The 24,841-nt window shown below is 44.8% G+C and carries 26 protein-coding genes; 13 read left to right on the top strand and 13 right to left on the bottom strand.

The window, feature by feature from the left end; genetic code table 11:
• The first annotated feature begins 24 nt into the window (after window positions 1-24).
• Both G3M65_RS05390 and G3M65_RS05385 read left to right on the top strand, forming a co-directional pair.
• A complete protein-coding gene (locus G3M65_RS05390; RefSeq protein WP_173833568.1) occupies window positions 25-1,674 on the top strand; it encodes an ATP-binding protein in 1,650 nt (549 codons plus the stop codon).
• Window positions 1,646-2,866 carry an N-acetylmuramoyl-L-alanine amidase gene (locus G3M65_RS05385; RefSeq protein ID WP_173833567.1) on the top strand — a complete coding sequence of 407 codons (1,221 nt, stop codon included), beginning with the start codon at window positions 1,646-1,648 and terminating at the stop codon, window positions 2,864-2,866. The genes G3M65_RS05390 and G3M65_RS05385 overlap by 29 nt, the downstream gene beginning before the upstream one ends.
• Here the strand turns inward: G3M65_RS05385 and G3M65_RS05380 are convergent.
• Window positions 2,823-3,470, bottom strand: a complete 648-nt coding sequence (locus tag G3M65_RS05380; RefSeq protein WP_173833566.1) for a 7-carboxy-7-deazaguanine synthase QueE — start codon at window positions 3,468-3,470, stop codon at window positions 2,823-2,825. The two genes, G3M65_RS05385 and G3M65_RS05380, sit on opposite strands and share 44 nt — an antisense overlap.
• A complete protein-coding gene (gene infB / locus G3M65_RS05375; protein ID WP_173833565.1) occupies window positions 3,437-5,761 on the bottom strand; it encodes a translation initiation factor IF-2 in 2,325 nt (774 codons plus the stop codon). Before infB ends, G3M65_RS05380 begins: the two co-directional genes overlap by 34 nt.
• Before the next feature lie 22 nt (window positions 5,762-5,783).
• Here infB and G3M65_RS05370 point away from each other — a divergent pair, with 22 nt between their 5' ends.
• The 5 genes from G3M65_RS05370 (at window position 5,784) to G3M65_RS05350 (ending at window position 9,909) form a co-directional block, all read left to right on the top strand.
• Window positions 5,784-6,539, top strand: coding sequence for a glycosyltransferase family 2 protein (locus G3M65_RS05370; protein ID WP_173833564.1), 756 nt, complete (start codon window positions 5,784-5,786; stop codon window positions 6,537-6,539).
• Entirely contained in the window at window positions 6,533-7,381 is an 849-nt protein-coding gene (locus tag G3M65_RS05365) for a glycosyltransferase family 2 protein (protein WP_173833563.1), read from the top strand. The genes G3M65_RS05370 and G3M65_RS05365 overlap by 7 nt, the downstream gene beginning before the upstream one ends.
• Window positions 7,374-8,105, top strand: a complete 732-nt coding sequence (locus G3M65_RS05360) for a 6-carboxyhexanoate--CoA ligase (RefSeq protein ID WP_173833562.1) — start codon at window positions 7,374-7,376, stop codon at window positions 8,103-8,105. The genes G3M65_RS05365 and G3M65_RS05360 overlap by 8 nt, the downstream gene beginning before the upstream one ends.
• 118 nt (window positions 8,106-8,223) lie before the next feature.
• Window positions 8,224-9,468 (top strand): OmpP1/FadL family transporter, encoded by a 1,245-nt coding sequence (locus tag G3M65_RS05355; RefSeq protein WP_173833561.1) that lies wholly within the window; start codon window positions 8,224-8,226, stop codon window positions 9,466-9,468.
• 108 nt (window positions 9,469-9,576) lie between these two features.
• A complete protein-coding gene (locus G3M65_RS05350; RefSeq protein WP_173833560.1) occupies window positions 9,577-9,909 on the top strand; it encodes a (2Fe-2S) ferredoxin domain-containing protein in 333 nt (110 codons plus the stop codon).
• A gap of 10 nt (window positions 9,910-9,919) precedes the next feature.
• Here G3M65_RS05350 and hfq read toward each other — a convergent pair whose 3' ends face one another.
• From hfq to topA, 3 genes are read right to left on the bottom strand one after another with little or no spacing between them, the layout of a single operon-like run.
• Window positions 9,920-10,162, bottom strand: coding sequence for an RNA chaperone Hfq (hfq, locus tag G3M65_RS05345; protein WP_173833559.1), 243 nt, complete (start codon window positions 10,160-10,162; stop codon window positions 9,920-9,922).
• A 3-nt stretch (window positions 10,163-10,165) separates the two neighbouring features.
• Window positions 10,166-11,155, bottom strand: coding sequence for an ADP-ribosylglycohydrolase family protein (locus G3M65_RS05340; protein WP_173833558.1), 990 nt, complete (start codon window positions 11,153-11,155; stop codon window positions 10,166-10,168).
• A gap of 13 nt (window positions 11,156-11,168) precedes the next feature.
• Entirely contained in the window at window positions 11,169-12,776 is a 1,608-nt protein-coding gene (gene topA, locus G3M65_RS05335) for a type I DNA topoisomerase (RefSeq protein ID WP_173833557.1), read from the bottom strand.
• Between the two features lie 42 nt (window positions 12,777-12,818).
• On the opposite strand from topA, the gene fbp reads away from it, so the two are divergent.
• From fbp to era, 4 genes are read left to right on the top strand one after another with little or no spacing between them, the layout of a single operon-like run.
• Window positions 12,819-13,964: a fructose-1,6-bisphosphate aldolase/phosphatase gene (gene fbp, locus G3M65_RS05330; RefSeq protein WP_173833556.1), complete on the top strand. Its 1,146-nt coding sequence runs from the start codon at window positions 12,819-12,821 to the stop codon at window positions 13,962-13,964.
• Window positions 13,964-14,419 (top strand): hypothetical protein, encoded by a 456-nt coding sequence (locus G3M65_RS05325; RefSeq protein ID WP_173833555.1) that lies wholly within the window; start codon window positions 13,964-13,966, stop codon window positions 14,417-14,419. Before fbp ends, G3M65_RS05325 begins: the two co-directional genes overlap by 1 nt.
• Entirely contained in the window at window positions 14,416-15,141 is a 726-nt protein-coding gene (locus G3M65_RS05320; protein ID WP_173833554.1) for a sulfite exporter TauE/SafE family protein, read from the top strand. The genes G3M65_RS05325 and G3M65_RS05320 overlap by 4 nt, the downstream gene beginning before the upstream one ends.
• An 8-nt stretch (window positions 15,142-15,149) precedes the next feature.
• Window positions 15,150-16,055 carry a GTPase Era gene (gene era, locus G3M65_RS05315; RefSeq protein WP_173833553.1) on the top strand — a complete coding sequence of 302 codons (906 nt, stop codon included), beginning with the start codon at window positions 15,150-15,152 and terminating at the stop codon, window positions 16,053-16,055.
• Here the strand turns inward: era and G3M65_RS05310 are convergent.
• From G3M65_RS05310 to G3M65_RS05295, 4 genes are all read right to left on the bottom strand, one after another.
• Complete coding sequence (locus G3M65_RS05310) at window positions 16,026-16,202, bottom strand: hypothetical protein (protein WP_173833552.1); 177 nt, start codon at window positions 16,200-16,202, stop codon at window positions 16,026-16,028. The two genes, era and G3M65_RS05310, sit on opposite strands and share 30 nt — an antisense overlap.
• Window positions 16,199-16,579, bottom strand: coding sequence for a DUF302 domain-containing protein (locus tag G3M65_RS05305; protein WP_173833551.1), 381 nt, complete (start codon window positions 16,577-16,579; stop codon window positions 16,199-16,201). The genes G3M65_RS05310 and G3M65_RS05305 overlap by 4 nt, the downstream gene beginning before the upstream one ends.
• A 27-nt stretch (window positions 16,580-16,606) precedes the next feature.
• Window positions 16,607-18,547, bottom strand: coding sequence for a thioredoxin domain-containing protein (locus G3M65_RS05300; protein WP_173833550.1), 1,941 nt, complete (start codon window positions 18,545-18,547; stop codon window positions 16,607-16,609).
• 70 nt (window positions 18,548-18,617) lie between these two features.
• Window positions 18,618-19,085: a hypothetical protein gene (locus G3M65_RS05295; protein ID WP_173833549.1), complete on the bottom strand. Its 468-nt coding sequence runs from the start codon at window positions 19,083-19,085 to the stop codon at window positions 18,618-18,620.
• A gap of 91 nt (window positions 19,086-19,176) precedes the next feature.
• Between G3M65_RS05295 and mutL the strand changes: the two genes are divergently transcribed.
• A complete protein-coding gene (mutL, locus tag G3M65_RS05290; RefSeq protein ID WP_173833548.1) occupies window positions 19,177-20,457 on the top strand; it encodes a DNA mismatch repair endonuclease MutL in 1,281 nt (426 codons plus the stop codon).
• Between the two features lies 1 nt (window position 20,458).
• Window positions 20,459-21,220, top strand: a complete 762-nt coding sequence (hisF, locus tag G3M65_RS05285; protein ID WP_173833547.1) for an imidazole glycerol phosphate synthase subunit HisF — start codon at window positions 20,459-20,461, stop codon at window positions 21,218-21,220.
• On the opposite strand, the gene G3M65_RS05280 is transcribed toward hisF, so the two are convergent.
• The 4 genes from G3M65_RS05280 to G3M65_RS05265 form a co-directional block, all read right to left on the bottom strand.
• A complete protein-coding gene (locus G3M65_RS05280) occupies window positions 21,178-21,915 on the bottom strand; it encodes an OmpA family protein (protein ID WP_173833546.1) in 738 nt (245 codons plus the stop codon). The two genes, hisF and G3M65_RS05280, sit on opposite strands and share 43 nt — an antisense overlap.
• A gap of 151 nt (window positions 21,916-22,066) precedes the next feature.
• Window positions 22,067-22,780: a 2-oxoacid:ferredoxin oxidoreductase family protein gene (locus G3M65_RS05275; RefSeq protein ID WP_173833545.1), complete on the bottom strand. Its 714-nt coding sequence runs from the start codon at window positions 22,778-22,780 to the stop codon at window positions 22,067-22,069.
• Window positions 22,777-23,637 (bottom strand): thiamine pyrophosphate-dependent enzyme, encoded by an 861-nt coding sequence (locus G3M65_RS05270; protein WP_173833544.1) that lies wholly within the window; start codon window positions 23,635-23,637, stop codon window positions 22,777-22,779. Before G3M65_RS05270 ends, G3M65_RS05275 begins: the two co-directional genes overlap by 4 nt.
• Window positions 23,627-24,832 (bottom strand): transketolase C-terminal domain-containing protein, encoded by a 1,206-nt coding sequence (locus G3M65_RS05265; RefSeq protein ID WP_173833543.1) that lies wholly within the window; start codon window positions 24,830-24,832, stop codon window positions 23,627-23,629. The genes G3M65_RS05270 and G3M65_RS05265 overlap by 11 nt, the downstream gene beginning before the upstream one ends.
• Between the last annotated feature and the right edge of the window lie 9 nt (window positions 24,833-24,841).

Genomic DNA, 24,841 nt, shown 5'->3' with positions numbered 1-24,841 from the left:
TGTGAAAGTGTTATATTTTTATGCATGAGGGTGGGTATAGTTCTCGGCACAAAGCCCATTAGTCCCCTTGAGTTTTGGGTTGGGGTGGAGGAGGGTCAGGTGGTCCAGCTGGACGATGTGCTTTATGTGGACAGCCAGGTGGGGGGTCAAAGGGTCAAGTATTATGGCATAGTTAACGAAGTTCAAAAGTTCCTGGAAGGTGCAGAGTTTGTCTACGACGCACATTTGGTTAGCAAGGGTATAATTCCTGTAAACATAGCCTATGTGGCAAGGGTTAATGTGACAAGAATAGAGCCAGAGGTTTTTGCACCACCCTCTCCCGGGGATGCGGTCTACAAGGCAAAGGGCAAGGAGTTTGAAAGAGCCCTCTACTATGACCAGATGAAGGAGAAGATTCCCGCAGGCTTGGATAGAAACGGTAATGTGGTCTATGTGAACTACCACTTTATAAACGGCTTGGAGGGTGCCCATGTGAGTATATCGGGCATGTCTGGCATAGCCACAAAAACCTCTTACGCTCTTTTTCTCCTCTACTCTATCCTTGAAAAGGCTGGGGACAGGGACAAGGTGCATGGGATAATCTTCAACGTCAAGGGCAAGGACCTTCTCTGGCTTGATAAGAGAAACAAAAACCTTGATGAGGAAAGCCATAAGGTCTATGAAGCTATGGGGCTAAGGGCTGAGCCCTTTAGGGATGTGAAGTTCTATGTGCCACCCTCTTACCACGACCCGCACACGCCAGACTGCGAGCGGTTGGACAAGAATGTGGTCCCCTTTTACTGGAGTATAAGGGAATTTGCAGAGGAAGGGCTTATAAGGTTTATGTTCACCGAGGGTGAGGAAGGCGTTTCCAATATACACTACGTGATAGACAGGATAGCCAACAAGCTCTACGCCCTTGCACAAAACAGTCCGCCCGGGAGGCTTCTGGACGACTTTTCAAGGGATATAGAGAGCCTTAAAGACCTTGAAGAAAGGCTTGAAGAAGCCATAAGGGACAAGGAGCAGAATAAGGGATCTGAACTATACAGGAGCTGGTTTGGGGATGCTCAAACCCAGACCGCCTATGCCTTCTTTAGAAGGTTCAGCAGGGCTTGTATGCACGTGGGAAGGCTCATAAGAGGCTTATCAAGCCCGCCCAGATGGGAGGACAACAGGCTATCTGTGGTGGACATAAGCGGTCTTCACAGCATAGGCAAGATGTTTGTGGTGGGAGCCATACTCAAGAAGGTCTTCAAAGAAAAAGAAAACATAGGCAAGCCCTATCCTAAAGTTTTCGTGGTTCTTGACGAACTAAACAAGTATGCACCAAAGGAGGGCTGGAGCCCTATAAAGGACGTGGTGCTGGATATTGCAGAAAGAGGTAGGAGCTTGGGAGTTATACTCATAGGTGCTCAGCAAACCGCCAGCGAGGTAGAAAAAAGGGTGGTGGCAAACTCAGCCCTTAAAGTGCTGGGTAGAATGGACTCCAGCGAGGTGCTTAGCAAGGAATACGAGTATCTTACAGGGAACTTCAAACAGAGAGCCATAATGCTCAAGAAGGGCAGTATGATTCTATACCAGCCTGACATACCAAACCCTATGATTGTGAGATTTCCAAAGCCCGCATGGGCAACAAGGTATTCTGAAGTGGAGGAGGAGGTCCATGTTCCTGAGGATTTTGGTAATTTTTAGTTTGTTTATGAGCTTTGCCTTTTCTCAGAAGGCTGTTGTTAGGGTAGGAAAGTATCCAGAAAAGGAGCGTATAGTTCTCCAGTTGGACAAAAGCGTAAACTACAAAGTCTACACCCTTGAAAACCCAAAGAGGGTTGTGGTGGATATTATGGAGGATGTCAATATAAACCTTCCCGCAAACATGCAAGGTCGTATTGGTAAGCATCATTGGGGTACGAGGTTGGTTTTTGAGAGAAACTTTCAAGACATAAAAGCCTTTTCTCTGCAAGAGCCATTCAGGATAGTTATAGATGTATACACGGGGACATATATAGAAAGGGCGGTTGCAAAGGTGGAGGAAAGGGATGAACTTATAGAGATAATAGACCCTGTATTTGTAAGAATACTGCGTCACACTAACATGGCTCCTTCTGGCGAGAGAGTGGTTAATGAGGTAAGAAGAGGGCAGGTGATAACTCAAAGAAGAGTTGTAGTGATTGACCCAGGGCATGGAGGACACGATCCAGGGGCTATAGGTTTTATGCAAATAAAAGAAAAGGATGTGGTGCTTGCTATTGCTAAAAGGATTACGGATTACCTTGAAAAAGATGGAAGGTTTAAAGTTATAATGACACGCAAGGATGACACCTTTGTGCCTCTTCAGGAAAGGGCGAACATAGCCTTAAGAAACAGGGCAGACCTCTTTATAAGCATACATGCAGACGCCCATCCTCAGAGGTCTCCAGAGGCAAGAGGGACAACTATCTTTGCCATATCTTCAGAAGCGGCACAAAGACGCCGTCAGCAGATAGTTAGCAATCAAAATTATGCAAGCCTTGTTTTCGGAAGAGATGATATACCCACATCCGCAAGGGCAGTGCTGGCAGACCTTGCCATGGATGTGACGCTTAATGAGAGTGTAGTCTTTGGAAATAGAATTGCTAAAGTAGTAAGGAGAGAGCTTGGCAGGGATGTGCATTTTAGGGGTATCCAAAGGGCAGGCTTTGCTGTGCTTAAAACCCCCGGCATACCTTCTGTCCTTGTGGAGGTGGGATTTATGACAAACCCGCAAGAAGCTTTGATGATGTCTGACAAGGATTTTCAGGATAGCTTCGCAAGGGCATTATATCTTGCAATTGTAGAATACTTCTTCCCTACCACACAAAAGCTCACTTCAGCCCAAGAAACTTATGCACCTGCGGAATTACCCTAACTTGATAACCCATCTCCAAAAGCCTTAACTGCATCTCAAGGGCTTTTTGTAGAAAGACCTTCTTATTACCCTCTGGCTGTAGCACTACCACCCCTCTTTGGAGAAAATCAGAAAACTTAAGAAGCACGTCAAGGCTTAGCTCTTGGTCTACCACAAACTTTAGCTCCTTTGCATACTGTCTTATCTTTGGATGCACAAACCAGCCTGCAACAGCCTTTGGAGAGCAGGTTATATGAATTTGTGGTGCAAGCTCTCCTATAGCGTCCTGCCACAGTGTACCATTTGTCTCTATCTGAACAGACTTATCTCTTTTTAGGAGGTCCTCCACAAGCAAGGGTAGAGATTCTTCTGTAAAAGGTTCTCCGCCCGTTATAACTACATGTCTGTGAGGATACTTATCAACTTCTTTTAGAAGTTCCTCTAAACCTATAGAAGTTTCTCTAAAGGCTAAAGCGGAAGGCTGGTCGCACCAAGGGCATCTGAGATTACAACCTTGAAGTCTAATAAAAAGGCTTGGTGTCCCCACCAAAAGCCCTTCTCCTTGTATGCTTGGGTATATTTCATTGACGCTTATTGAGGCTTTTCTAACTTCACTTCGTAGCATTCTATGATATCACCTACCTTCACGTCATTGTAGTCCTTCAGCTTTATTCCACATTCAAAGCCCTTAGCCACTTCCTGCACATCTTCCTTGTATCTTTTTAGGCTTTCTATCTTACCGTCAAAGACCACAACGCCGTTTCTCACGAGCCTTGCTTTTGCATTTCTGAGTATCTTTCCATCAAGCACATAGCATCCAGCAACGGTGCCCACACCCTTTATCTTGAAGGTTGCTCTTACCTCCGCAGTGCCGTGAACCACTTCTCTTTCCACAGGCTTTAGCATACCCTTAAGTGCCTTTTTCACATCCTCTATAGCCTCGTATATGATTCCATAGAGCCTTATATCTACCTTCTCCGCTTCCGCAGTTTCCCTTGCCTTTATGTCTGGACGCGTGTTAAAGCCGATTATAACCGCACCACTCGCCTTAGCAAGCATAACATCGTTTTCTGTTATGCCACCCACATCCCCATGTATTATTCTTACAGAGACCTCAGGTGTGGAAAGCTCAGAGAAAGACTTCTTCAGAGCTTCCAAAGAGCCAAGTGTATCCGTTTTTAGTATGAGCCTTAGCTCCTTTAGTTCCCCTTCTTGTATCTTTTTAAAGACCTCCTCAAGCACAAAGCCCTTTGCTACCTTTTCCATCTGCTCCTTTTTGAGTTTTCTCTGCTCCGCTATCTGTTTGGCTTTTCTTTCATCCTCAACCACTTTGAGCTGGTCTCCTGCCATGGGAAGCTCTTCAAAGCCCAACACCTCAACGGGCATAGAAGGTCCTGCTTCTTTGACCTTCCTGCCCTTATCGTCAAACATAGCCCTAACACGCCCATAGGTAGTTCCCGCCACAAAGATATCACCAAGTTTAAGAGTTCCCTCTTGTACCAGAACTGTTGCCACCACGCCCCTCTGCTTGTCAAGTTTAGATTCTATTATTGTCCCCTTTGCTGGCTTGTTTGGATTGGCTTTTAGCTCAAGCAGGTCTGCCACCAAGAGTATGTATTCAAGCAAGGTCTCCACATTCTGCCCCGTCTTGGCAGAAACATCCACAAACACTGTATCTCCACCCCACTCTTCTGGTATTAGTCCAAGTTCAGAAAGCTCTCTCCTTACCCTTTGAGGGTCAGCCCCAGGCTTGTCTATCTTATTGACCGCTACGATTATAGGCACGTTAAAGGCTTTGGCGTGGTTTATGGCTTCCACAGTTTGTGGCATGACGCCATCGTCCGCAGCAACCACCAAAACCGCTATGTCTGTAACCTGAGCTCCCCTTGCCCTTAAGGAAGTAAAGGCTTCATGACCCGGTGTGTCCAAGAAGGTTATCCTCCTTCCGTCTGACATCTCCACCACCGACGCACCAATATGCTGGGTTATTCCACCCTTTTCTCTCTCCGCAACCCTTGTCTTTCTTATGGTATCCAAAAGGGTAGTTTTCCCGTGGTCCACATGTCCCATAACTACTACCACTGGAGGTCTTGGTTCTCCACCTTCTTCAGAGACCTCTGTCTCCTCTTCTTCCTTTATTTCCTCCGACTTTATCTCCGCAAGGAATCCAAGGGCTTCCGCTACTTGAAGTGCTACTTCTGAAGGAACTGTTTGGTTTATGGTAGCAAGTATTCCTCTCTTGAGAAGCTCCGCCATTATCTGGTTTGGAGGTGTCCTCAAAAGGTCTGCAAGCTCTCTTACTGTTATCACCTCAGGAATTTGAACTATCTTAATTTCCTCTTCCTTTTCTTCCTTCTTTTCCTTTTTCACTGGCTGTTGGAGTTTTTTAAGCATTTGCTCTTCACTTTTACTGAGTTTTTCCTTTGGTTGTGGTTTTTGAGGTTTTTCTTCTACCCTTTGCTCGCGAGTTGGAGGCATAGGTGGTGGTGCAGGAACCCTTGCTGGGAAGGGTCTTCTTTCCTCTGCCCTTCTTGGTCTCTCCCTTTCCTCCGCCCTCTCTCGCTTTGGAGGTGGTGCTTCCCTTGCTGGCTGTCTTGCTTTTTCATGGTATCTCTTATCCCTTTGGTCTCTGTATCTTTTCTCTTCTCTTTTTGGCTCGGTTTTTTCCTCTTTTTGCTTTTCTTCTTTGGACTGCTCAGAAACTACTACGGTCTCCTCTTTTGCTACTGCTTTGCTTCCATTTTCTACCGGCTTTTCTTTGGGAACAGAAAAATGGTCGTAAACTATCTGAAGCTCTTCCTCGTTAAGGTAGGCAAAATTCCCCTTATCTATACCCCATTCTTTGAGAACCTCTCTCACCTCTTTGACTGGAACACCAAGCTCCTTTGCCACATCTTGAACCCTTAATTTTCCCATAGTTTATAATTATAAGCCTAAAATGTTGTCTGTCTTAATTCGCACAAAAAACGAGGAGAAAAACATAGAAAGAGCCATAAAGAGCGTGCAGGGGCTTGCGGATGAGGTTATTGTGGTAGACTCTGGCTCAACGGATAGAACTGTGGAAATTGCCAAAGAGCTGGGGGCAAAGGTTTTTTTTAGGGAATGGAAAGGATACCCAGACCAACTAAACTACGGCATAGGTCTATGTTCTGGAGATTGGGTGTTTGTGCTTGATGCGGATGAGGAAGTTTCCAAAGAGCTAAGGGAAAGCATAGGACAGGTAATCAAAAACCCAAAGCATGATATTTATATGGTTAGCAGACGGACTTATTACTTGGGAGATTTTTTAAAACACGCATGGTATCCCGAGTGGAGGATTAGGCTTTTTCGTAAAGGAAAGGTAAGGTTTGAAGGATTACTCCACGAAAGGGCTATATTTAGTGGTAGTGTAGGAAGATTAAAGGGAGACCTCTATCATTATTCATACAAAAGTCTAAAAGACCAGTATTTAAAAACGGTACACTATGCATACACAATGGCGGAAATTATGAAAAGTGAAGGCAAAAGGTTCAGGTTATATAAGCTAATATTCAATCCTCTTTGGCATTTTATTAAGGTATACTTTGTCCAATTGGGTTTTCTTGATGGTCTAAGAGGCTTTATGGTTGCCCTTTCTGCCTTCTTTTACACCTTCCTTAAGTATAAGTTTCTCTACGAGCTTGAGTTAAAGGAAAAGGTTTCCAAGTTATGGTAAGTGTGGTCATACCCGTCTATAACGGAGAGCAATACATAGCACAAGCCATACAGTCAGTGCTGGAGCAGAGCCTAAAGGTTGACGAAATAATAGTTATAGACGATGCGTCAACGGATAGAACAGAGCAGGTAGTAAAGAGTGAATTTTCTCGCTGGGTGCATTACCATCGCAACCCAAAGAACATGGAAAGGTGCTACTCAAGAAACCTTGGAGTTAGCTTGGCAAGGGGTGAATATGTCTTTTTCCTTGACCATGATGACCTCTGGGAAAAAAACCATGTGGAGAAACTAATGGGCGCTTTAAAGGTTGCGGATATGGTTTATAGTTTTCCGAGAACCCTTGTAAACTCGGAGGGTAAAATTCTGAGAGTTTCAAGAAAAAAGATACCAAAGGACTACAAAATTTTGGTGTTTTCTGGAATGGTAGGCTACCCATCCGCTACCGCATTCAGAAAAGAGAGCTTTTTAGGATACAAAGACCAATTCATGCTTAGAGAGGACTGGGAAATCTTCCTTAGGGCGGTGCTTAAAGGTCTAAAGGTAGAAATTTGCGATACTAACACGGTAAAAATAAGAGAGCATGGGAAAAGAAGTAGCAAAAGCATCAGGCTTTATGAAGGCACTATGGCGGTTTACAGGTTTTACAGAGATAAAATTCCAGAGGAATACTTGCCATATTTTCTTTTTCATGTGGGAGATGTGTGTATGAGGTTTGGAAACCTCAAAGAAGGCTGGAAGTTGGTGCTTTCTTCACTTCCAAAAAAGCCAAAGCTTTTGCTTTCTGGTAGAAACTTGCTTACAATTCTAAAAAGAGGCTTTAGGTTTTGGAAAAGCTATGCTTAGCCTTCGTATGAGAGCGGAGTTAAAGGGACAGCACATATCTGGTGCGGAAAGGCTTATAAAACCTGACGCCCTTCAAAAGACTATAAAGGAACTTATCAAAAGACCCAAGGCTTATGACAAGATGGTTATAACCCTTGAAAGGGTGGAAGAGATAACCACAATTCCAAAGGCACTTACCATATACAGCTATGACTTTAAAAGCGTAGAAGAAGCCCATAACTTTGCCATAAAAAGCCTATCGAAGGAAGGCATTCCAGAGGAGATAGCCCTGAAGGCACTTGAGACCTTAAAGAGAGGAGCAAACCCAAAGGGTGGGAATATGAGAGGTGCGGTGCTAATGGATATTCATACAGGTGAACGGCTTGAGCCAGACAAGGAAAGAGGCATAAGAACCGTAAGGGTGGACTGGAAAGACAGGCAAGAGGTCAAGAGGGTCTTGAGAGAAAGAGGATTAAAAAAGCCATACCTTGAAAGACTTCTTGATGCCCTTGCCCTTGCTACAAAGAATATACATTGCGGAGTTATAGCGGAGCTATGCTGGAGCGATGACCCAGATTACATAACAGGCTACATTGCAGGTAAAAACTTGGGATATGTGAGAATAAAACCTATGAAGGAATACGGTGTTCCTTTGGGTGGAAGGGTGTATTTTGTAAGGAGGGAAGGCATAGAAAAACTTATAGAGTGTTTGCAAAATAGGGCTGTCTTGATTGAAAACTTATAGGAATATACTGAAATTCTTATATAACACAGGCTTAAAACCTTATAAGTCCTTTGAATTGCAAGTTTACTGTTATGAGGAATAAAATGTGAGAGAAAACCTTTGAAGGGAGGTAAAGGCTATGAAAAAGGCTATTGCTTTAACTGCCTTGTTAGGAATTGCGGGGCTCTCTTTTGCTACAAACGGGGATAACCTAATAGGTGTATCTCCAGCCTCAAGGGGTATGGGTGGTATAGGTGTGGGTATGCCAGTAGGACCTACGGACTCTATCTTTAGAAACCCTGCTTGGATGAGCCAGTATAAGGGCTTTAACCTAAGCTTTGGTGGAATACTCTTTATGCCTGAGGTTAAGGCAAAAACTAACGTAACTCCCATGGGTCCTATGAACCCTCCAGCCTCTGCTACTAGTGAGGCGGATATGTTTGTTGTCCCGGAAGTTGGTATAGTGCAACAGATTAATAATAACCTGAGCTTTGGTATAGGTGCCTTTGGTGTCTCAGGGATGGGTGTGGACTACAGAAACAAGGACCAAAGACTTGCCAACATGCATACGACCCTCCAGTTTATGCGGGTTATACCAGCCCTTTCGTACAAAGTGAATAACGCCATATCTGTTTCAGGTGCTCTTCACTTGGCTTATGGCTCACTTGATATGGGAGCAAACATGTGTCAGCCAATGACTACAAACTGTTGGAATGCTGGGGGTGGACAGTCTCAGACCTATGGAATAGGCTTTCAGCTTGGCTTAGCCTACAACATGGGAAACTTTGTGTATGCAGGTATAACTTACCAGAGCCCTGTTTCTATGACCTACAAAAGGGTCTTTGACAGCAATAATGATGGAAGGTTTGAAGACCTAAAACTCACTCAGCCTCAAGAGCTTGCCTTTGGTCTTGGTGTAAAGCCTATGAACAACTTCAAGGTAGGTATGGACATAAGATGGATAAACTGGAAGAACGCAAAGGGCTACAAGCACTTCCAATGGAAAGACCAGTGGGTTATAGCCCTTGGTGGTGAGTATAAGCCTACAGAAAAGCTGGCTTTGAGAGCAGGTTATAACTATGGAAAGTCTCCCATAAGGGGCGGAGCTAAGAATCCCATGAATGCCAACAGTATACCCAACTTCTCTGCACCCTTTAGTGACTTTAATATAGCATGGTTTAACCTTATAGGCTTCCCAGCGATAACAGAACATCACATAACCCTCGGTCTTGGATATGAGTTTACAAAAACCTTTGGAATAGACCTTGCTTACAAGCATGCCTTCAACAAGAAGGTAAAGGCAACAGACCCTTCAGGAGCTTTCCTCGTGGAAGCCCAAAACGCCCAAAACGCCATAGCCATAGGTCTCAACTGGAAGTTCTAAACTCCTCTGGGGAGGCTCTTCCTCCCCTCCTTAAAAAGTGATTAGTCTCATACAAAATTTTCAAACTCTCTGGTAGAATTCTTTCAAAACTTTTCAAGGAGGTATCCTATGGAGTTTAGGCATGTTTTTGTCTGCGTAAACCAAAGACCACCTGGTCATCCCATGGGTTCTTGTGCGGAGAAGGGCGGAAGGGATATATACATGAAGCTCATGGAAAAACTGCAAATGGACCCAGAGCTTTTTATGAGCACTGCGGTGACTCCCACAGGCTGTCTTGGACCCTGCGGTCTCGGACCTACGATTGTGGTCTACCCTGATGGGGTATGGTATGGAAATGTAAAGCCTTCAGATGTGGATGAGATAGTTCAAAGCCATCTAAAGGGTGGTCAACCAGTAGAAAGGCTTGTGGTTTCTAAGGGTAAACCTCCAGGTATGTTCTAAGGATAGGGGGCTATACAGCCCCTGGCACTCCTTCTTCTTCAAACTCTATTTCCATCCTCTCTGAGGGTATTATGGTGGTTATGGCATGCTTGTAAACAAGCGTTTGCTGACGCCCATCCTCTATAAGAATGGTATAGAGGTCAAAAGACCTTATCCTTCCCTGAAGCCTTACGCCGTTAAGAAGATAGATGGTAACCTTTACCCTTCTTTTCCTTGCGGTGTTTAAAAAGGCTTCTTGAAGTTTGTAAGCCATATCTCATCTCCTCCTTTCAAGAAATTCCATGGTAGTATCATAAAGTTTTTCTGCCAAAAGAATATAATACTCGTAGTTTTCCAAATTTTCAAGAAGTTCCAAGGGGAAAGCCCAAAGCCCAGCGTATGCACCTACAAAAGACCCCACAAGGTATCCTATAGCGTCCGTGTCCCCTCCCACCATACCGCAGGCGTTTACTCCTTCCCAGAAGGCTTGTATAGGGTCGTCCACATGTCTTAAGAAGATAAAAAGGGCAAGGGGTAGGGCTTCAAAAACATAGGTGGAGTTTCCTATAAGCTCTATGGCTTTCTCTGTGTCTGCTTCCTCTTCTAAGAGTTTTTTCACGCTGTCAAGGTATCTTTTGCTTTTGTCATATTTGAGAAAGTTTTTAAGGCTTTCAAGGAGTGCAAACCTCTCCACTGGGTTTCTTAGGTCAAAGCTCTCAAGCACAAGATAGCTAACAAGGGCAGAAACCAAGGCACTGGCATCGTATATCTCCTTGCTTCTGTGTGTAATTAGGCTTACAAGCCTGCCAGCCTCAACTGCAAGATGTGGATTGTAATAGTGGAAAAGCCCAGTTATAGCACATCTAAGCACTCCCTCCACAGAGGAAGATACAAGCCCCGTATCCTCAAGACCTACTCCAGAGGATATAAGGTCTATGGCAGTAATCAGTGCAGGGTCTGGATATCTGTGGCTTTCTTCTTTACTCGCCCACTCTCTGAGCTTTTCAAAAAAGTGGTAAGGGTCTAAGAATTTTTTCTCCACTATACTTTGAGCCAGTAGCACACTTATGGTGGTCTCATCAGAAGTTTTTTCTGGCTCAAGACCCACGGAAGGACTAAGAGGATGTGGCTCTACAAAGCCTTTTACCTTGCCACCATAAAACTCAAGCACATCTGCCAAAGGCACATCCTCAAGACTTTTGCCAATGGCATCGCCTATGGCACTACCAAGAATAACGCCCTTGAACTTATCAAGAATGGTATCCATCTGAAACTATAAATTATAGCCCCGATTGAACTTGTGAGAAAAACTCTCTTACCACCTCACGCCAGTCCCTTTGACCCTCTTCCACCTTGTCAAGACCCCCCTCCATCTGGCTTGTAAAGGCATAGTCTATTACCTTTGGGAAGTTTTCCTGCAAAAAGTCCGCCACCTCAAAGGCTATTTCAGTGGGCTTTAGGTGTCCCTTCTCCTCTACCACATAGCCTCGCTCTTTTAGGGTTTTTACTATAACCGCATAGGTGGAAGGTCTACCTATGCCAAGCTCTTCAAGTTTTTTAACCAGAGAGCCCTCTGTGTATCTTGATGGTGGTTGAGTTTGCCTCTTTTCAAGGAGTATCTTCTTAGGCTTTAGAACCTCTCCCTTTTTCAAAGGTGGTAGTTTCACAATCTCCTGTTCCTCTGGGTAAATTCTCAAATATCCATCAAAGACAAGCTCTGAACCTTTAGCTAAAAACCTCATATCTTCACCCTTCCTTTTCTCGTATATGGGCACTATAACCGCCTTCTTTTTGAGAAAGACCGCAGGGCTTGAAAGGCTTGCAAGGGTTCTCTTTAGTATAAGCATATAAAGGTCTAACTCCTTTCCCTTAAGAGGCGGGACCTTTAGTGCTGTGGGTCTTATACATTCATGAGCACCCTGAGAGAGCTCCTTTTCCTTGAACTTCCTTAGCCTACCCACATATTCCCTTCTATAAGTCTTTTCAATGTATTTCATAAACTCCTCTGCCTTCTGTGGGTTCATCCTATAGCTGTCCGTCCTTGGATAAGTGATATACCCCTCTTCGTAGAGTTTTTGAGCCATCTTTTGCACTTGCTCCACACCAACCTTTAAAACCCCACTGGCTACTGTCTGAAGACTTGAAGTTATAAAGGGCTTTGGAGGTTCATGTTTTTCTTCTTTCTCTTCATAGCTTAGGACCTCAAAAAGGGCAGATTTTAACTTTTCAAGGTAGGGCTTGGCATTTTCTGGCTTTTCAAACCTATAGTCCCAAAAGGCGGAAAACTCCACACCATCCTTTTCAAAGACCACCTTTATGTAGTAGTATTCCTTTTTTCTAAAAGCCATTATCTCCCTTTCTCTTTCCACTATGAGCCTTAGAGCAGGAGATTGAACCCTTCCCACCGAGAGGGTATTTCTGCTGAGGGCTCTCCACAGATAGGGAGAGAGCTTATAACCTATGAGCCTGTCAAGCACCCTTCTGGCAAACTGTGCCTTTACAAGGTTTTGGTTTATAGTGGTAGGCTTTTGTATGGCGGACCTTATACCTTGAGGAGTAACCTCATAGAAAACTACTCTACTTATGGGCTTTTTAAGGTTTTCAAGCTCCTTATAGATAAAGTAGGCTATGGCTTCTCCTTCTCTGTCCGGGTCTGTGCCTATGTATATGGACTCTGCCTTGCGAGCCAGAGCCTTTAACTTCTCCATAAGCGCTCTTTTACCCCTTACCCATACAAAGGTTGGCTTTAAAGTCTCCTCATCTACACCAAGCCTGTCCTCTGGCAGGTCCTTTATATGACCCAGAGTAGCTCTAACTATCCAACCTTCCCCTAAATACTTGGCTATGGTTTTTGCCTTTGTAGGGCTCTCCACTATAAAGAGCTTCATGAGATGTTATAATATAAAAAGCAAAGCACAAAGGAGGTAGTCATGAAAATAACTTTGAGTGTAATAAAGGCAGACATAGGGGGTTATGTGGGGCACTCTTCCGCACATCCTGAGGTGGTGGAAAAGGTAAAAGAAATAGGATTAAAGGAAGTCCAAAAGGGAAACCTTATTGACTGTCAAGTGCTTGTTTGTGGCGATGATATTGCTCTTGTGATGACCCACCAGCATGGTGTGGACAGTGAACTTGTGCATGGTATAGCATGGAGAGCTTTTGAAGAGGGAACACAGGTAGCCAAAAGGCTCAAGCTCTACGGTGCGGGTCAAGACCTACTTTCTGATACCTTTTCTGGCAATGTGAAGGGTATGGGTCCTGGTGTGGCGGAGATGGAGTTTGAAGAAAGACCCTCTGAACCTGTAATAGTCTTCTTTGCGGACAAGACCGCACCCAGTGCATGGAGCTTGCCCCTTTATGAGATGTTTGCTGACCCCATGGTCTGTGCAGGTCTTGTTATAGACCCCAAAATGCATGATGGCTTTACCTTTGAGGTGCTTGATACTTTTACAGGCAAGGCGGTAAAGCTCTCTACACCAGCGGAGCTGTATGACCTTCTTGCCCTTATTGGAAGTGTGGAGCGCTATGCGGTAAAAAGCGTCTGGAGAAACTCTGACGGGGAGATAGCTGCGGTTGCATCCACACAAAGGCTTTCCTTAATCGCAGGCAAGTATGTAGGCAAAGATGACCCTGTTATGATAGTGAGGTCTCAGTCCGGTTTTCCCGCCATAGGTGAAATACTTGAGCCTTTTGCGAGACCTTGGATAGTGGAGGGTTGGATGAGAGGTTCTCACAATGGACCCCTTATGCCCGTATCCTTCAAGTATGCCACTCCTTCAAGGTTTGACGGACCTCCAAGGGTTATCGCCGCAGGATATCAGATAGCCAACGGCAAACTTATAGGTCCCAGAGACCTCTTTGATGACCCAGCCTTTGACAAGGCAAGAGAACAAGCCCAGATAATCGCAGACATCCTCAGGCGTCAAGGGATATTTGAACCTCATAGACTGCCCTCAGAAGAGATGGAATACACCACACTGCCTAAAATACTTAAAAAACTTGAAGACCGTTTCTATGACTTGGAGGAAGGCAAAAAAGCCCCAACTGGTGAGGAACACCACACGGAGACGGACTAATGGATAGGATATACAGCATAGAGGAAAGGGTTGTCCTAATAGTGGAGGAGTTTTTCCAAGACATGCCTTCAAAGGAACCCTTTCCCTCCTTGCTTTCTGAATACCGCTTTAGGCTAAAGTCAAAACTGGTAGAACTTATAAACCAGTTTCCCACAGACACACAGGCGAGGAATGCGAGCTTTGATAGTGCCCTTGAGGGTATACTCAAAAGCCTTGAGCAAGCCATAAACAAGGCAAACTTTGAAAACAAAGAGGAGCTAAAACGCCTTATAAGGGCTCTTGAGGAGACCAACGAAGTGTTAAAAGAGTTTCTCTTCACAGACCACATAAAAGATAAGTCCCTTCTTTCAAAAACCTCTGGCAGAATAGGTGAATGGGTAGAAAACCTACGCATGGAGTTTAAGAGAAGGTTTGGAGGGTTTATAAACTTTATAAAGTCAATTTTTGGTAAATGATACCCTTTTTTGTGGTCTCCTTTGCTTGGTTTTTTCAATCTATAACAGGTTTTGGAGCTGGGATATTCATAATAGGTATTCTTTCCATGTTGTATGACCCCAAGATGGTGGTTGTGTCCTCTGCCATTTTCAACCTCTTTGGAACTCTCAGCCTTCTGTATCAAAACAGGAAGGGAAAAATAGAGACAAAGCTACTTTTTTCTCTAATAGCGGGTTCAGTGCCAGGAATATTCTTGGGTGCATATCTTTTGGACAAGGCAGACACAAAGACCCTAAAACTCACCATAGGAGCTTTTATCCTCGCTTTGGGAGTTTATAACCTGCTGGTCCAGAGGGGGCTTTTAAAAGTTAGGCTTGGTAGACATATGGCTTTTCCTGTGGGTTTTCTTGGTGGTCTTTTTGCAGGGCTTATGGGTATGGGAGGACCGCCACCCCTCGTTTTCCTTAGTCAGCACCTTTTTGACCCCTACTCCATAAGGCTTATGCTTAACCTCTACTTTACTTCCAATATACTCATAAGGCTTAGCTTTTATCAAAACCTTGACCTACTTTCTCTTGACTGGCGGTTTATAGCTATGGGTCTTGCAGGGCTTGTTTTTGGAACACTAACGGGTGGACTTTTAGCTAAAAGGCTTCCTTCAAAGGTTTACGCCTCTGGTGCTTCTTTTGCGGTAGTCTTACTTGGAATAGTGCTTTTAATTATTGCAGAGCTTGGCTTATAATAACTTTGATGAAGGTAGGATATGTAGCTATCGTAGGCAAACCGAATGTGGGCAAATCCACGCTTCTGAACCAAATATTAGGCACGAAGGTTTCTATTATCTCTCCAAAGCCAGGGACTACACGCATAAGGGTGCTTGGTGTGAAAAACATACCAGAGCAGGCACAGATAGTTTTTTTAGATACCCCTGGCATATACAGACCAAGGGATGCACTGGGAGAGGCTATGGTGCAGACCGCAAGCACTTCCTTAGAGGATGCGGACCTTATACTCTTTATGATAGATGCGGAGGACGGCTTCAGGGATGACGATAGACAAGTCTTTGAAAAATACATAAAGCCCTATGCGGAAAACAAACCTGTTTTCCTCCTTATAAACAAGGTGGACAAGGTAGGGGGTGTAGAAAATCTCTTACCTCTTGCAGAAGAGCTTTCAAAGGAGTATCCGCAAATAAAAGAGATAATACCCATAAGTGCCTTAAAGGGCTATAACATAGATGAGCTTCTCAAGACCATAATAAAATACCTTCCAGAGGGTGAGCCACTATTTCCCGAGGAGATGGTCACAGACCTACCCTTTAGGCTTATGGCTGCAGAGATAATAAGGGAAAAGGTCTTGCTAAAGGTTCACCAAGAAATCCCTCAGGGCGTGGCGGTGCTTATAACGGAAGTTTCTGAAGGAAAGCACGACCCAAGCGTCCTTGTCATAAAGGCGGACATTGTAGTAGATAGGGAGAACTACAAGCCTATAATCATAGGAAAAGGCGGGCAGAGACTAAAGTCCATAGGCAAGATGGCAAGAGAAGAGTTAGAGCTTATAACAGGCAGGAAGGTCTACCTTGAGCTTTTTGTAAGGGTAAAGCCAGACTGGAAGAAGAGACCAGAATTAGTCAAGAGTTTTGGATACACCCTCTGAAAACAAGATAACCACGTCCGCCTTCTTGGATAAGTCCTTTTTTAGGTCCTCTTCCTTCTCCGCCTGTGCAACCACAAGACCCTTTTTTAGAAGTCTGTCTGTTAACCTTCTTGCCACCTTCTTGTCCTTTACACTAAGCACCTTCATAGGCACTCCTCCATTATCTGCTCCATGAGCTCTTCTACCTCTTGTGCGATATCTTCCAGTTCTGGTCTTTCAAACATGGAGAGCATTTCAGTGGGAGCCATGGTGCTCACTACCGTTTTACCATTTTCTTCAAAGATGGCTATCCTGCAGGGCATGGCGGTGGATATGTAAGGGTCTGTGGAGAGCACTTTGCTTGCATGCTTTGGAGAACAGACTTCAACTATTACACACTTGTAGCTTATGGGCACACCCTTATTTTCCAAGACCTTTGAAACTTCATGAACCGCCATAACTCCAAAGCCCTTCTCCTTTGCCTTCTCTTCAATGGCTTGCTTTACTTCATCAACACCCTTGCTGGTTTCGTAGCTTATCAGCATCCTTAGCACCTCCTTTTGTATATAATTTTAGTGCGCTTTTGTTAAGATTTCATTAAGACTGTCAAACCGCTGGCAGGTTTGCCCCTCGCATATTATCAACCCTTCCACCTCAGACCTAAGGACAAACTTAAAGGGTCTAAAGAGCTTCAGAGCTTGCTCAAAATAGTCTCTTGTCTCTACCTTGTATATACCCTTCAGATAGGAGTAAAGGCTAATAAGGTAAGAATGAGACACCATAGGCACTTCCCTTACAAACCTTGAAAAAGCCTGTAGGGTTTTCTCCGCATAGTCAATAAACCTGCCATCACCGGTCAGAGTGCCAAGCAAGAGAAGCACATAGGGTGCATAGCCGTTTACCGACTGGGTGGGTGTGTCCTGAAGGTTCTTAAGCCTTATGTTTAAAAGCCCATTACCGGTTTTTGCAGTATCATAAAAACCCCAGCCCTCCTCATCCCAGAAAAGCTCCAAAGCCTTCCTCATTATCTCTCCTGAGAGCTCAAGATACCTCTTCTCTTGTGTAAGTTCAAAAAGGGAAAGAAGGGCACCCGCAAGGAAAATATAGTCCTCAGAAAAGCCTTCCACACCCTCCTTGTGCAAAAGGGCACCCTCTTTGTAGTATTCTTCCAAAATCCTCTGGGCGCTCCGCCTTGCAGTGTCTAAAGCCCAGCTGTCTGAGAAGACCTTCCAGTATTCACACAAGGCACATATCATAAGGGCGTTCCAGTTTGTGTAGACTGTTTTGTCTATGTAGGGCATTTCCCTCTTTTGTCTGTGTTGGAGGAGTTTAGCCTTGGCTGAGCCCAAAAGCCTTTTCACCTCCTCAAGCTCCGCTCCTGTTACCCTTGCAACCTCTTCCTCTTCTATGTTTATGTATAGCACCTTTTTTTCTGGCTCGTGTGGCATATCCGCCAGACCAAAGTGAAGGCTAAACACCCTTAGCTCCTCAGGGCTCAAGAGGCTCTCAATTTCTTTCCGGGTAAAGGTGTAATATCCTCCCTCGTCGAGCACTCCTATGTCCGCATCCTGAGAGGCATAAAAGCCGCCCTCAGGGTCGTAGCCATAGAGCCTATAATAGTTTACTATACCTTCTGCGGTTTTTCTGTATAGGTCCCTTCCAAAAACCTTGTAGGCTATGGAATACAGGCTCAAAAGCTCTGCATTGTCATATAGCATCTTCTCAAAGTGTGGTATGTGCCATTTTTCGTCGGTGGAATACCTAAAAAAGCCCCCAAGAAGATGGTCGTATACGCCACCCTTTGCCATGGCATCCAAGGAACTCATTATGGCTCTTTGTAGGAGGGGTGATGGAGCAAAGTGGTGGTGATGTATAAGCAGTTCAAAGGCTTTGGCATGGTGAAACTTGGGAGCGGCTCCTATGCCTCCCCATTGGTAGTCTATGCTGGCAAGGAGGGTGGATATGCCTTGCTGGAGCAGGTCTTCCTCCACTGGGTCCTTAAAGCTCTGCCTGCTGTAGTTTATGAGGCTTTCATATATGCTCTCTGCAGACCTAAGGACCCGTTGTCTGTCTTCCTTCCAGAGCTGGGCTATCCTTAAGAGCAGGCTTTTAAAGCCCGGCCTTCCCCAGCGGTCATTGGGTGGGAAATAGGTACCTCCAAAGAAGGCTTTACCCTCCGGGGTTAAAAATACCGTTAGGGGCCATCCTCCGGAGTTGGTGAGGGCTATAACTACCTCCTGATACCTTCTGTCCACATCGGGACGCTCATCCCTATCTACCTTGATGGGAATAAAGTTCTCGTTTATTATTCTGGCTATCTCTGGGTCTTCAAAGCTCTCATGAGCCATTACATGACACCAGTGGCACCACACACCGCCTATGGAGAGCAGTATGGGCTTATCCTCTTCCCTTGCCCTCTGGAAGGCTTCCTCTGACCACTCATACCAATCTACTGGCTGATAGGCAGACTTCTGAAGGTATGGGCTCTTTGAGCTTATAAGTCTGTTGGGCATAGTATTCCTCCTATGTATAAAGTTAAGTTCTTGCTAAGAGTTTACTGTGAGAAAGCTCAGCCTTGTAGGATTACTGGAGCATGTAGTCGTAGTTAACCTTCCGGGTTTTTCCCTTTTCGTCCTTTATGTAAATGTTTATTGAATAAAGCCCCTTTTCTTCCATCTGAAACCATCCTCCAAAGTTGTCGCCATGTGTATGAGGATACTTGTGAAGCTCCTTCTTCTGAGCTCTTAGTATGGGAGACCTAACTTCTGCCTCAACCTTAAAGTTAGAGAGGTAGACTATCTTGTCACCTTCCTTTTTCCAAATAGCCACTGCAAGATGGTGAGTATCATGCTTTGCTGGTACGCCATTGTGCTTCTCTAACAGACTGTAAGCTCTCGGGAAGGTTTTTTTGAGCTCGTCAACGCTAACTATACCTATGCTTACATTGAATTCTTCAAGACGTTTCGTAAGAGGTGTTTTTATAAGCACATCATCCTCTTGAGCAAAAGCAAGAAACAAGAGAGTGAAAATGATTAGAAAGTACCTTACCATTTTTCCACCTCCTTGTTAAATAAGATAACAAATGTTTATCCAAAAGCAATTAGAGATGTTTAAGGCATAAATAAGCATATCTTATATTCTTATGCGTATAAATCTTCTGCCAGAAGAGGTGAAAAACCGCATATCCTCTGGAGAGGTTATAGAAGGTCCTGCGGAATGCGTCAAAGAGCTTATGGAAAACTCTCTTGATGCAGGTGCTACCTTTGTCGATGTGGAAGTAATAAAGGGCGGCAAGAGGTATATAAGCGTGCGGGATAATGGCATAGGAATACCCTCAGAAGATATAAGTAAAGCGGTAATGAGCGGAGCAACGAGTAAACTAAGAACCCTTGAAGACCTTCAAAGCCTTTCCACCTATGGCTTTAGGGGTGAAGCCCTTCACGCTATCAGTCTTGTAAGTAAGATGGTTCTTAGGTCAAGGTTTTTCCAAGAAGAGGTAGGTAAAGAGCTAAAAGTTGAAGGTGGAAAGGTGGTAAGTGAAAAACTCGTTGGTATGCCTGTGGGAACGCATGTAGAGGTTTATGACCTCTTTTATAATGCGCCTGTGAGAAGCGCCTTCCTTGGAAAAGAAGACACAGAGAGAAGAAAAATATACAAAGTCTTTAAAGCTCTTGCCTTGGCAAACCCAAAAACTGCCTTTCGCTTAAGGGCAGAGGGGAAAGATATATACCATCTTAAGCCTGCTATAGACATAAAGGAACGGGCGGAAGAAGTTTTTCAAGTTAAGTTGGAGCATATAACAAAAGAAGAGCAATCCTTTAAAGTTGACTTACTACTTCCCTTAAACAGAGAGGGAAAAGAGCTTTTCCTTTTTATAAATGGTAGACCAGTGCAAAACAAAAGCCTCTCTGAGTATGTTAGAAGGACTTTGGGAAAGACTGGTTTAGTGCTTTGTTATGTGCGAGTGCCTCCATACCTTTTGGATGTAAACGTCCATCCAAAGAAGACAGAGGTGAAAATTCTCAAAGAAGGTAATGTAAAAAACCTCATAAAGTCTGCTCTGGAAACAAGGCACAAACACATGCCTGCCTTGTTATCTCAAAAAAAGGCGGAATACCAAACAGAGCCAGAGCTTATTGGTATAATAGATAACACGCTAATTGTGGCTAAGCTGGGAGATTATCTCTATTTCTTTGACCAGCATTTGCTTTCAGAAAGGTATAATTACGAGGTTCTTAAGATGGAAGAGGACAAGGCTTGTAGGTCTTCCATAAAGGCAGGAGACAGACTTGACCAAAAGAGGGCAAAGGAGCTTTTAAACCTGTGGCTTTCCTTTGAGAATAAGGAAGTGTGCCCTCATGGCAGACCCATATACTACCGGATATATCTTGGCGATATCTACAAAAAGCTCCAGAGAGGCTAAGATGTTAGCGAAGAGGATAATACCCTGTCTTGACGTTGATAAGGGAAGGGTGGTAAAAGGGGTGAGGTTTTTAAACCTTGTGGACGCAGGCGACCCAGTGGAGGTGGCAAAGGTTTACGAAGAACAAGGAGCGGATGAGCTGGTCTTTCTTGATATAACCGCCTCTGCAGAAGACAGAAAGATAACCCTTGAGGTGGTAAAGAGGGTAGCAGAAGAGGTTTTCATGCCTTTTACCGTAGGTGGTGGTATATCAAACCTTGAGGATATGAGGAAACTCTTAGAAGCTGGTGCGGACAAGGTTTCAATAAACACCTCTGCGGTGAAAAACCCTCAGCTCATCTACGAGGGTGCAAAGAGGTTTGGCTCTCAGTGTATTGTGGTTGCCATAGATGCAAAGAGAAAGGGAAACAGCTGGGAAGTCTACATACACGGTGGTAGAACTCCCACTGGGCTCGATGTCATTGAGTGGGCAAAGAGAGTAGAAAGTCTTGGAGCGGGTGAGATACTGTTAACTTCCATGGACAGGGATGGCACCAAGTCCGGCTACGATATAGAACTTACAAGATTCGCTTCTGAAGCTGTAAACATACCGGTGATAGCCTCGGGTGGAGCAGGCTCAATGGAGCATTTTTATGAGGGCTTTACCCTCGGTGGAGCGGATGCTTGTCTTGCGGCTTCGCTTTTCCATTTTAAGGAAATAAGCATACCAGAGCTGAAGGCTTACTTGGCTTCAAGGGGTGTGCCCGTAAGGCTTTCAGCGTAATGGTGCTTTTCAAGGCAGGCGAGACTTCTACTCGTAATAAGACTTATTAAATTCATTGCCCTCTCTTTTGCTATCCTCTCGTTTACAGGAAGGCTACCAGCCGAATCCGCATAGCCCTTTACCCTTATTCTATAGTCCTCACCAGAAGGTAGTAGGCTTATCTCCATTATCAGTCTTTCAACAATCAAATCATTCAGCTTTGTCTTACCCAAGGGGAAGTAAAAGGTATAGCTCTTAACAACTCTTTCACGAACCTCTTCCTTCTTGACCACAGGGGAGACGAGCTTTGGTCTGTATATAATTGAAGCTTTCACACTGTATTCAAGTTGTAGTTGTTCACCTGCGTGCAAAATTGGAATGCCTATATAGAGCTTACCCTCTTCCATATTATAGGGAGCAGTAATAAAGTCTTCTACTATAAGTGGGCTTCTGGATAGTATGCGTCTTGCTCTTACTAATCCTTCAAAGACACCTTCAAACCTCTGAGATATTATTACATCTTTTATCGTTTCATTGCTGTTGTTAAGCACTTCCACCCTTATAAAACCATCGGGACTAACAGATGTTTTGTAAGACAATCTGTTGTCTGGTATAACAGTGCTTACTCTTTCTGACTTTACTATTTCTATATCCACCCTTCTGTATTCCTTCCCCTTCTTGCGAGAAACTTCATAGCTCCAAGACAACTTTGGCAAGCCCTCAGGGCATGAAAAAGACGGTGTAGACACTATTAAGGAACCTAAGAAAACCAGTCTTAAAAACGTTCCCATCCACCCCATGCTTAAATTTTATACCTTAGCTATTACTATATCAAGTTTTTACAGGGGGGGCAAAGCCCCCAAGGTTTTACACTGCTACCTTTTTGGGTGGGGGAGGAAGGAAAGGCTCAAGCCCCTGCTCTTGTGCCCACCTTTGAGCAAGCTCATATGCAGCCTTTGCGGTGTTGAGGTTTTTCTCTATTAGCTCTAGCTTTTTCTTGAACTTCCTCTCAAGAGCAGAGTCCAAAGAAGCAGTTCCACCAGAGGCTACAAATTTCTTGAGAAACCTTGACTTTATACCCTCTTCTATAGCCTCAACGCCAACCGCGCCTATAGCACCAAAGAGGGCACCTATCATAGCCATATTGGTGGAAAGCTCTGTGCCTGCTATGTCTATAGCAAACTTGGTAGCTGGGAAGTTAAATACTTTTACCTCAAGCTCTTCAAGTCTTTCTTTGTCCTCGTCGGTAAGTAGGTCTTCCTCTGTGTTTATGATGATAAGACCTTTTCTCTTTATGCCAGAGTAGAAGGGCATGGTGTAGGATTTACCCATGGTGATGACTTGAGGGTGAAAGACCATGATAACATCCGGATAGACCACTTCGCCTCTGTCGTAGATGGGCTCCATTCCTATGCGTGCATAGCTCTCCGCTGGTGCCATCCTCTTTTCCGCACCAAAGAAGGGGTTAGAAACCGCATAGTAGCCCTCGTAGTCCGCCGCTGTGGCTATTATGTGTGCAGCGGTAACTGCACCTTGACCTCCAAGGGCTGGCATACGAATGTTTACCCTTCTCCTCATCATAGCAAGCCCTCCTCTTTCTTGCGTTCAATGACCTCTTTTGCAGGTTCAGAAACATACTCAAAGAAGGCAAACCTTTCCTTGTCCCTTTGCCTCATCTCATCAAGACCGTCATCAGAGTTGAGACCTATTTCAAGAATACAAGGAGTATAAAGATGCACATATGTGGGTCCTACTTCTCTTGCCACGTATATGGCTTTCTTTATGACCGTTTCTACCCTTTTGGGAGAGGACACGGTAAGCCTTGCCACATAGTGGCATCCTGAGTCTATGGCAAGTTGCCACATGGGGACTTTGTCCCACTGCTTGCCCTTTGGTGCCATCTTAAAGACATGACCTTTTACCGTCAAACCGCTCTCTTGACCGCCTGTGTTGGCATAGACCTCGTTGTCAAAGCATATGGTGGTTATCTTCTCTTGCCTAAAGAAGGACTGAAGGGTGCAGTCAAGACCTATGTCCACTGTGGCACCATCTCCAGCAAGCACTACCACATCCTTGACCTTGTCGGGAAACCTCCACTCAAGCACTCTCTTTATGCCAGAGGCTACCGCATTCTGGTTTCCAAAGAGGGAGTGGACCGTATGAAGGGCTATGTGGGGGAAGACCAAAGAGGTGCATCCTGTAGAGTTGACTATTATGGTGTCCTCGGGGTTTGGCAAAGAGGCGAGGATATACCTGAGAGCCATGGACTCAGGGCATCCCGCACACAGAGAATGCTCCTCTATTAACTCCTTTGAATAAGGAAGGTCCATAACACCCCTCTTGGGGTTGCCCCAGGTAGCCTTAAACTGAAGGTCTTTTATTTCCTGAGGCATAACATCCAAAAACTCTTCGTTTATTTCGTAAATCTTATATGACATGTTTTACCTCCTTTCCTGTAAGTTTAAGAACTTCTTTGACTATAACCTCCGCGGGCATGGTCATTCCACCGGCTACCCTTGGTGCACCTATAACCTCTGCGTCAGAGTGTCCGTAAAGATATCTTCTTACCTCTCTTTCAAGCCATCCTACCACGTTAAACTCTGGCACAAAGATGTATTTAGCACCCTTTACTGCCTGCCTTAACTCTTCTATGGGGAAAGGTCTTATGGTTTTTAGCTTGATAACCCTTGCCTTTATGCCCTCTTCTTCAAGAAGTCTGACCGCCTCCTTTGATTGAGCAGCCGCAGTGCCACAAGCTACAAAGACAAGCTCTGCGGAGGGGTCTCCAAACTCCTCTACGAGACCTCTGAGATAGTGCTTTGCGTAGGGTCTTGACCTTTCAATGGCGGACCTCACTTCCCACTGCCAGCTGGCATGGGTTGCATAGGAGATGTAGTTGGACTTCATCACAAATGGGTCTCTGAGAAATCTTCCTGGTGGCACTTCTGCGTCTATAACAGGCATGGGTGCTTTGTAAGGATTGTAGGGTGGAAGGGCTATATCATCTGGTGGGAGCATAACTGCTTCACGTGTATGAGAAACAAAAAAGCCGTCCACCACAGTTATAACTGGGACATGCACATCTGGCTGTTCTGCTACCACAAAGCCTGCCAGTATCATATCAAAAAGGTCTTGTGCGTTTTCCGCATACCATATCATACAACCAGTATCAAGCAGGAAACCCACCTCAAGGTTGTCAGGTTGTATAGAAAGGGGAGAGTTTACACCTCTTGCCATAAGGACAAGCTGGACGGGTATTCTTGTCCCCGCCCACATGGGGAAGTTTTCAAAAGCCCTAAGAGTTCCAGGTCCAGAGGTAGTGGTTATTGTCCTTGCACCCGCCATGGCGCATCCCGCTATTTCTGACATAACGCCAAACTCAGATTCGCCTCTAAAGTATACACCCACATAGCCCTCAACCCAAAGCTCACCGATGAGGTGCGCCGCCTCAGACTGGGGTGTTATTGGGTAGGACACAGAGGCGTCTACTGAAGCCCTCTTTACCGCCTCCTTTACTGCCTCTGAGCCTGTCATGAAATGCTTCGTCCTTGGAGCTTCAAAAAGAAGGTAGTCAGGTGAAACCACCCTCTGTCCTGCCCTGTTGTATATGACCGTCTCGGTAGATGTCTGCATGACCTTACC

This window comes from Hydrogenobacter sp. T-8, from assembly GCF_011006175.1.
Classification (GTDB): domain Bacteria; phylum Aquificota; class Aquificia; order Aquificales; family Aquificaceae; genus Pampinifervens; species Pampinifervens florentissimum.
Note: the sequence above shows the minus strand (reverse complement) of the source record. Positions and strands in the feature narration are given on the sequence as shown.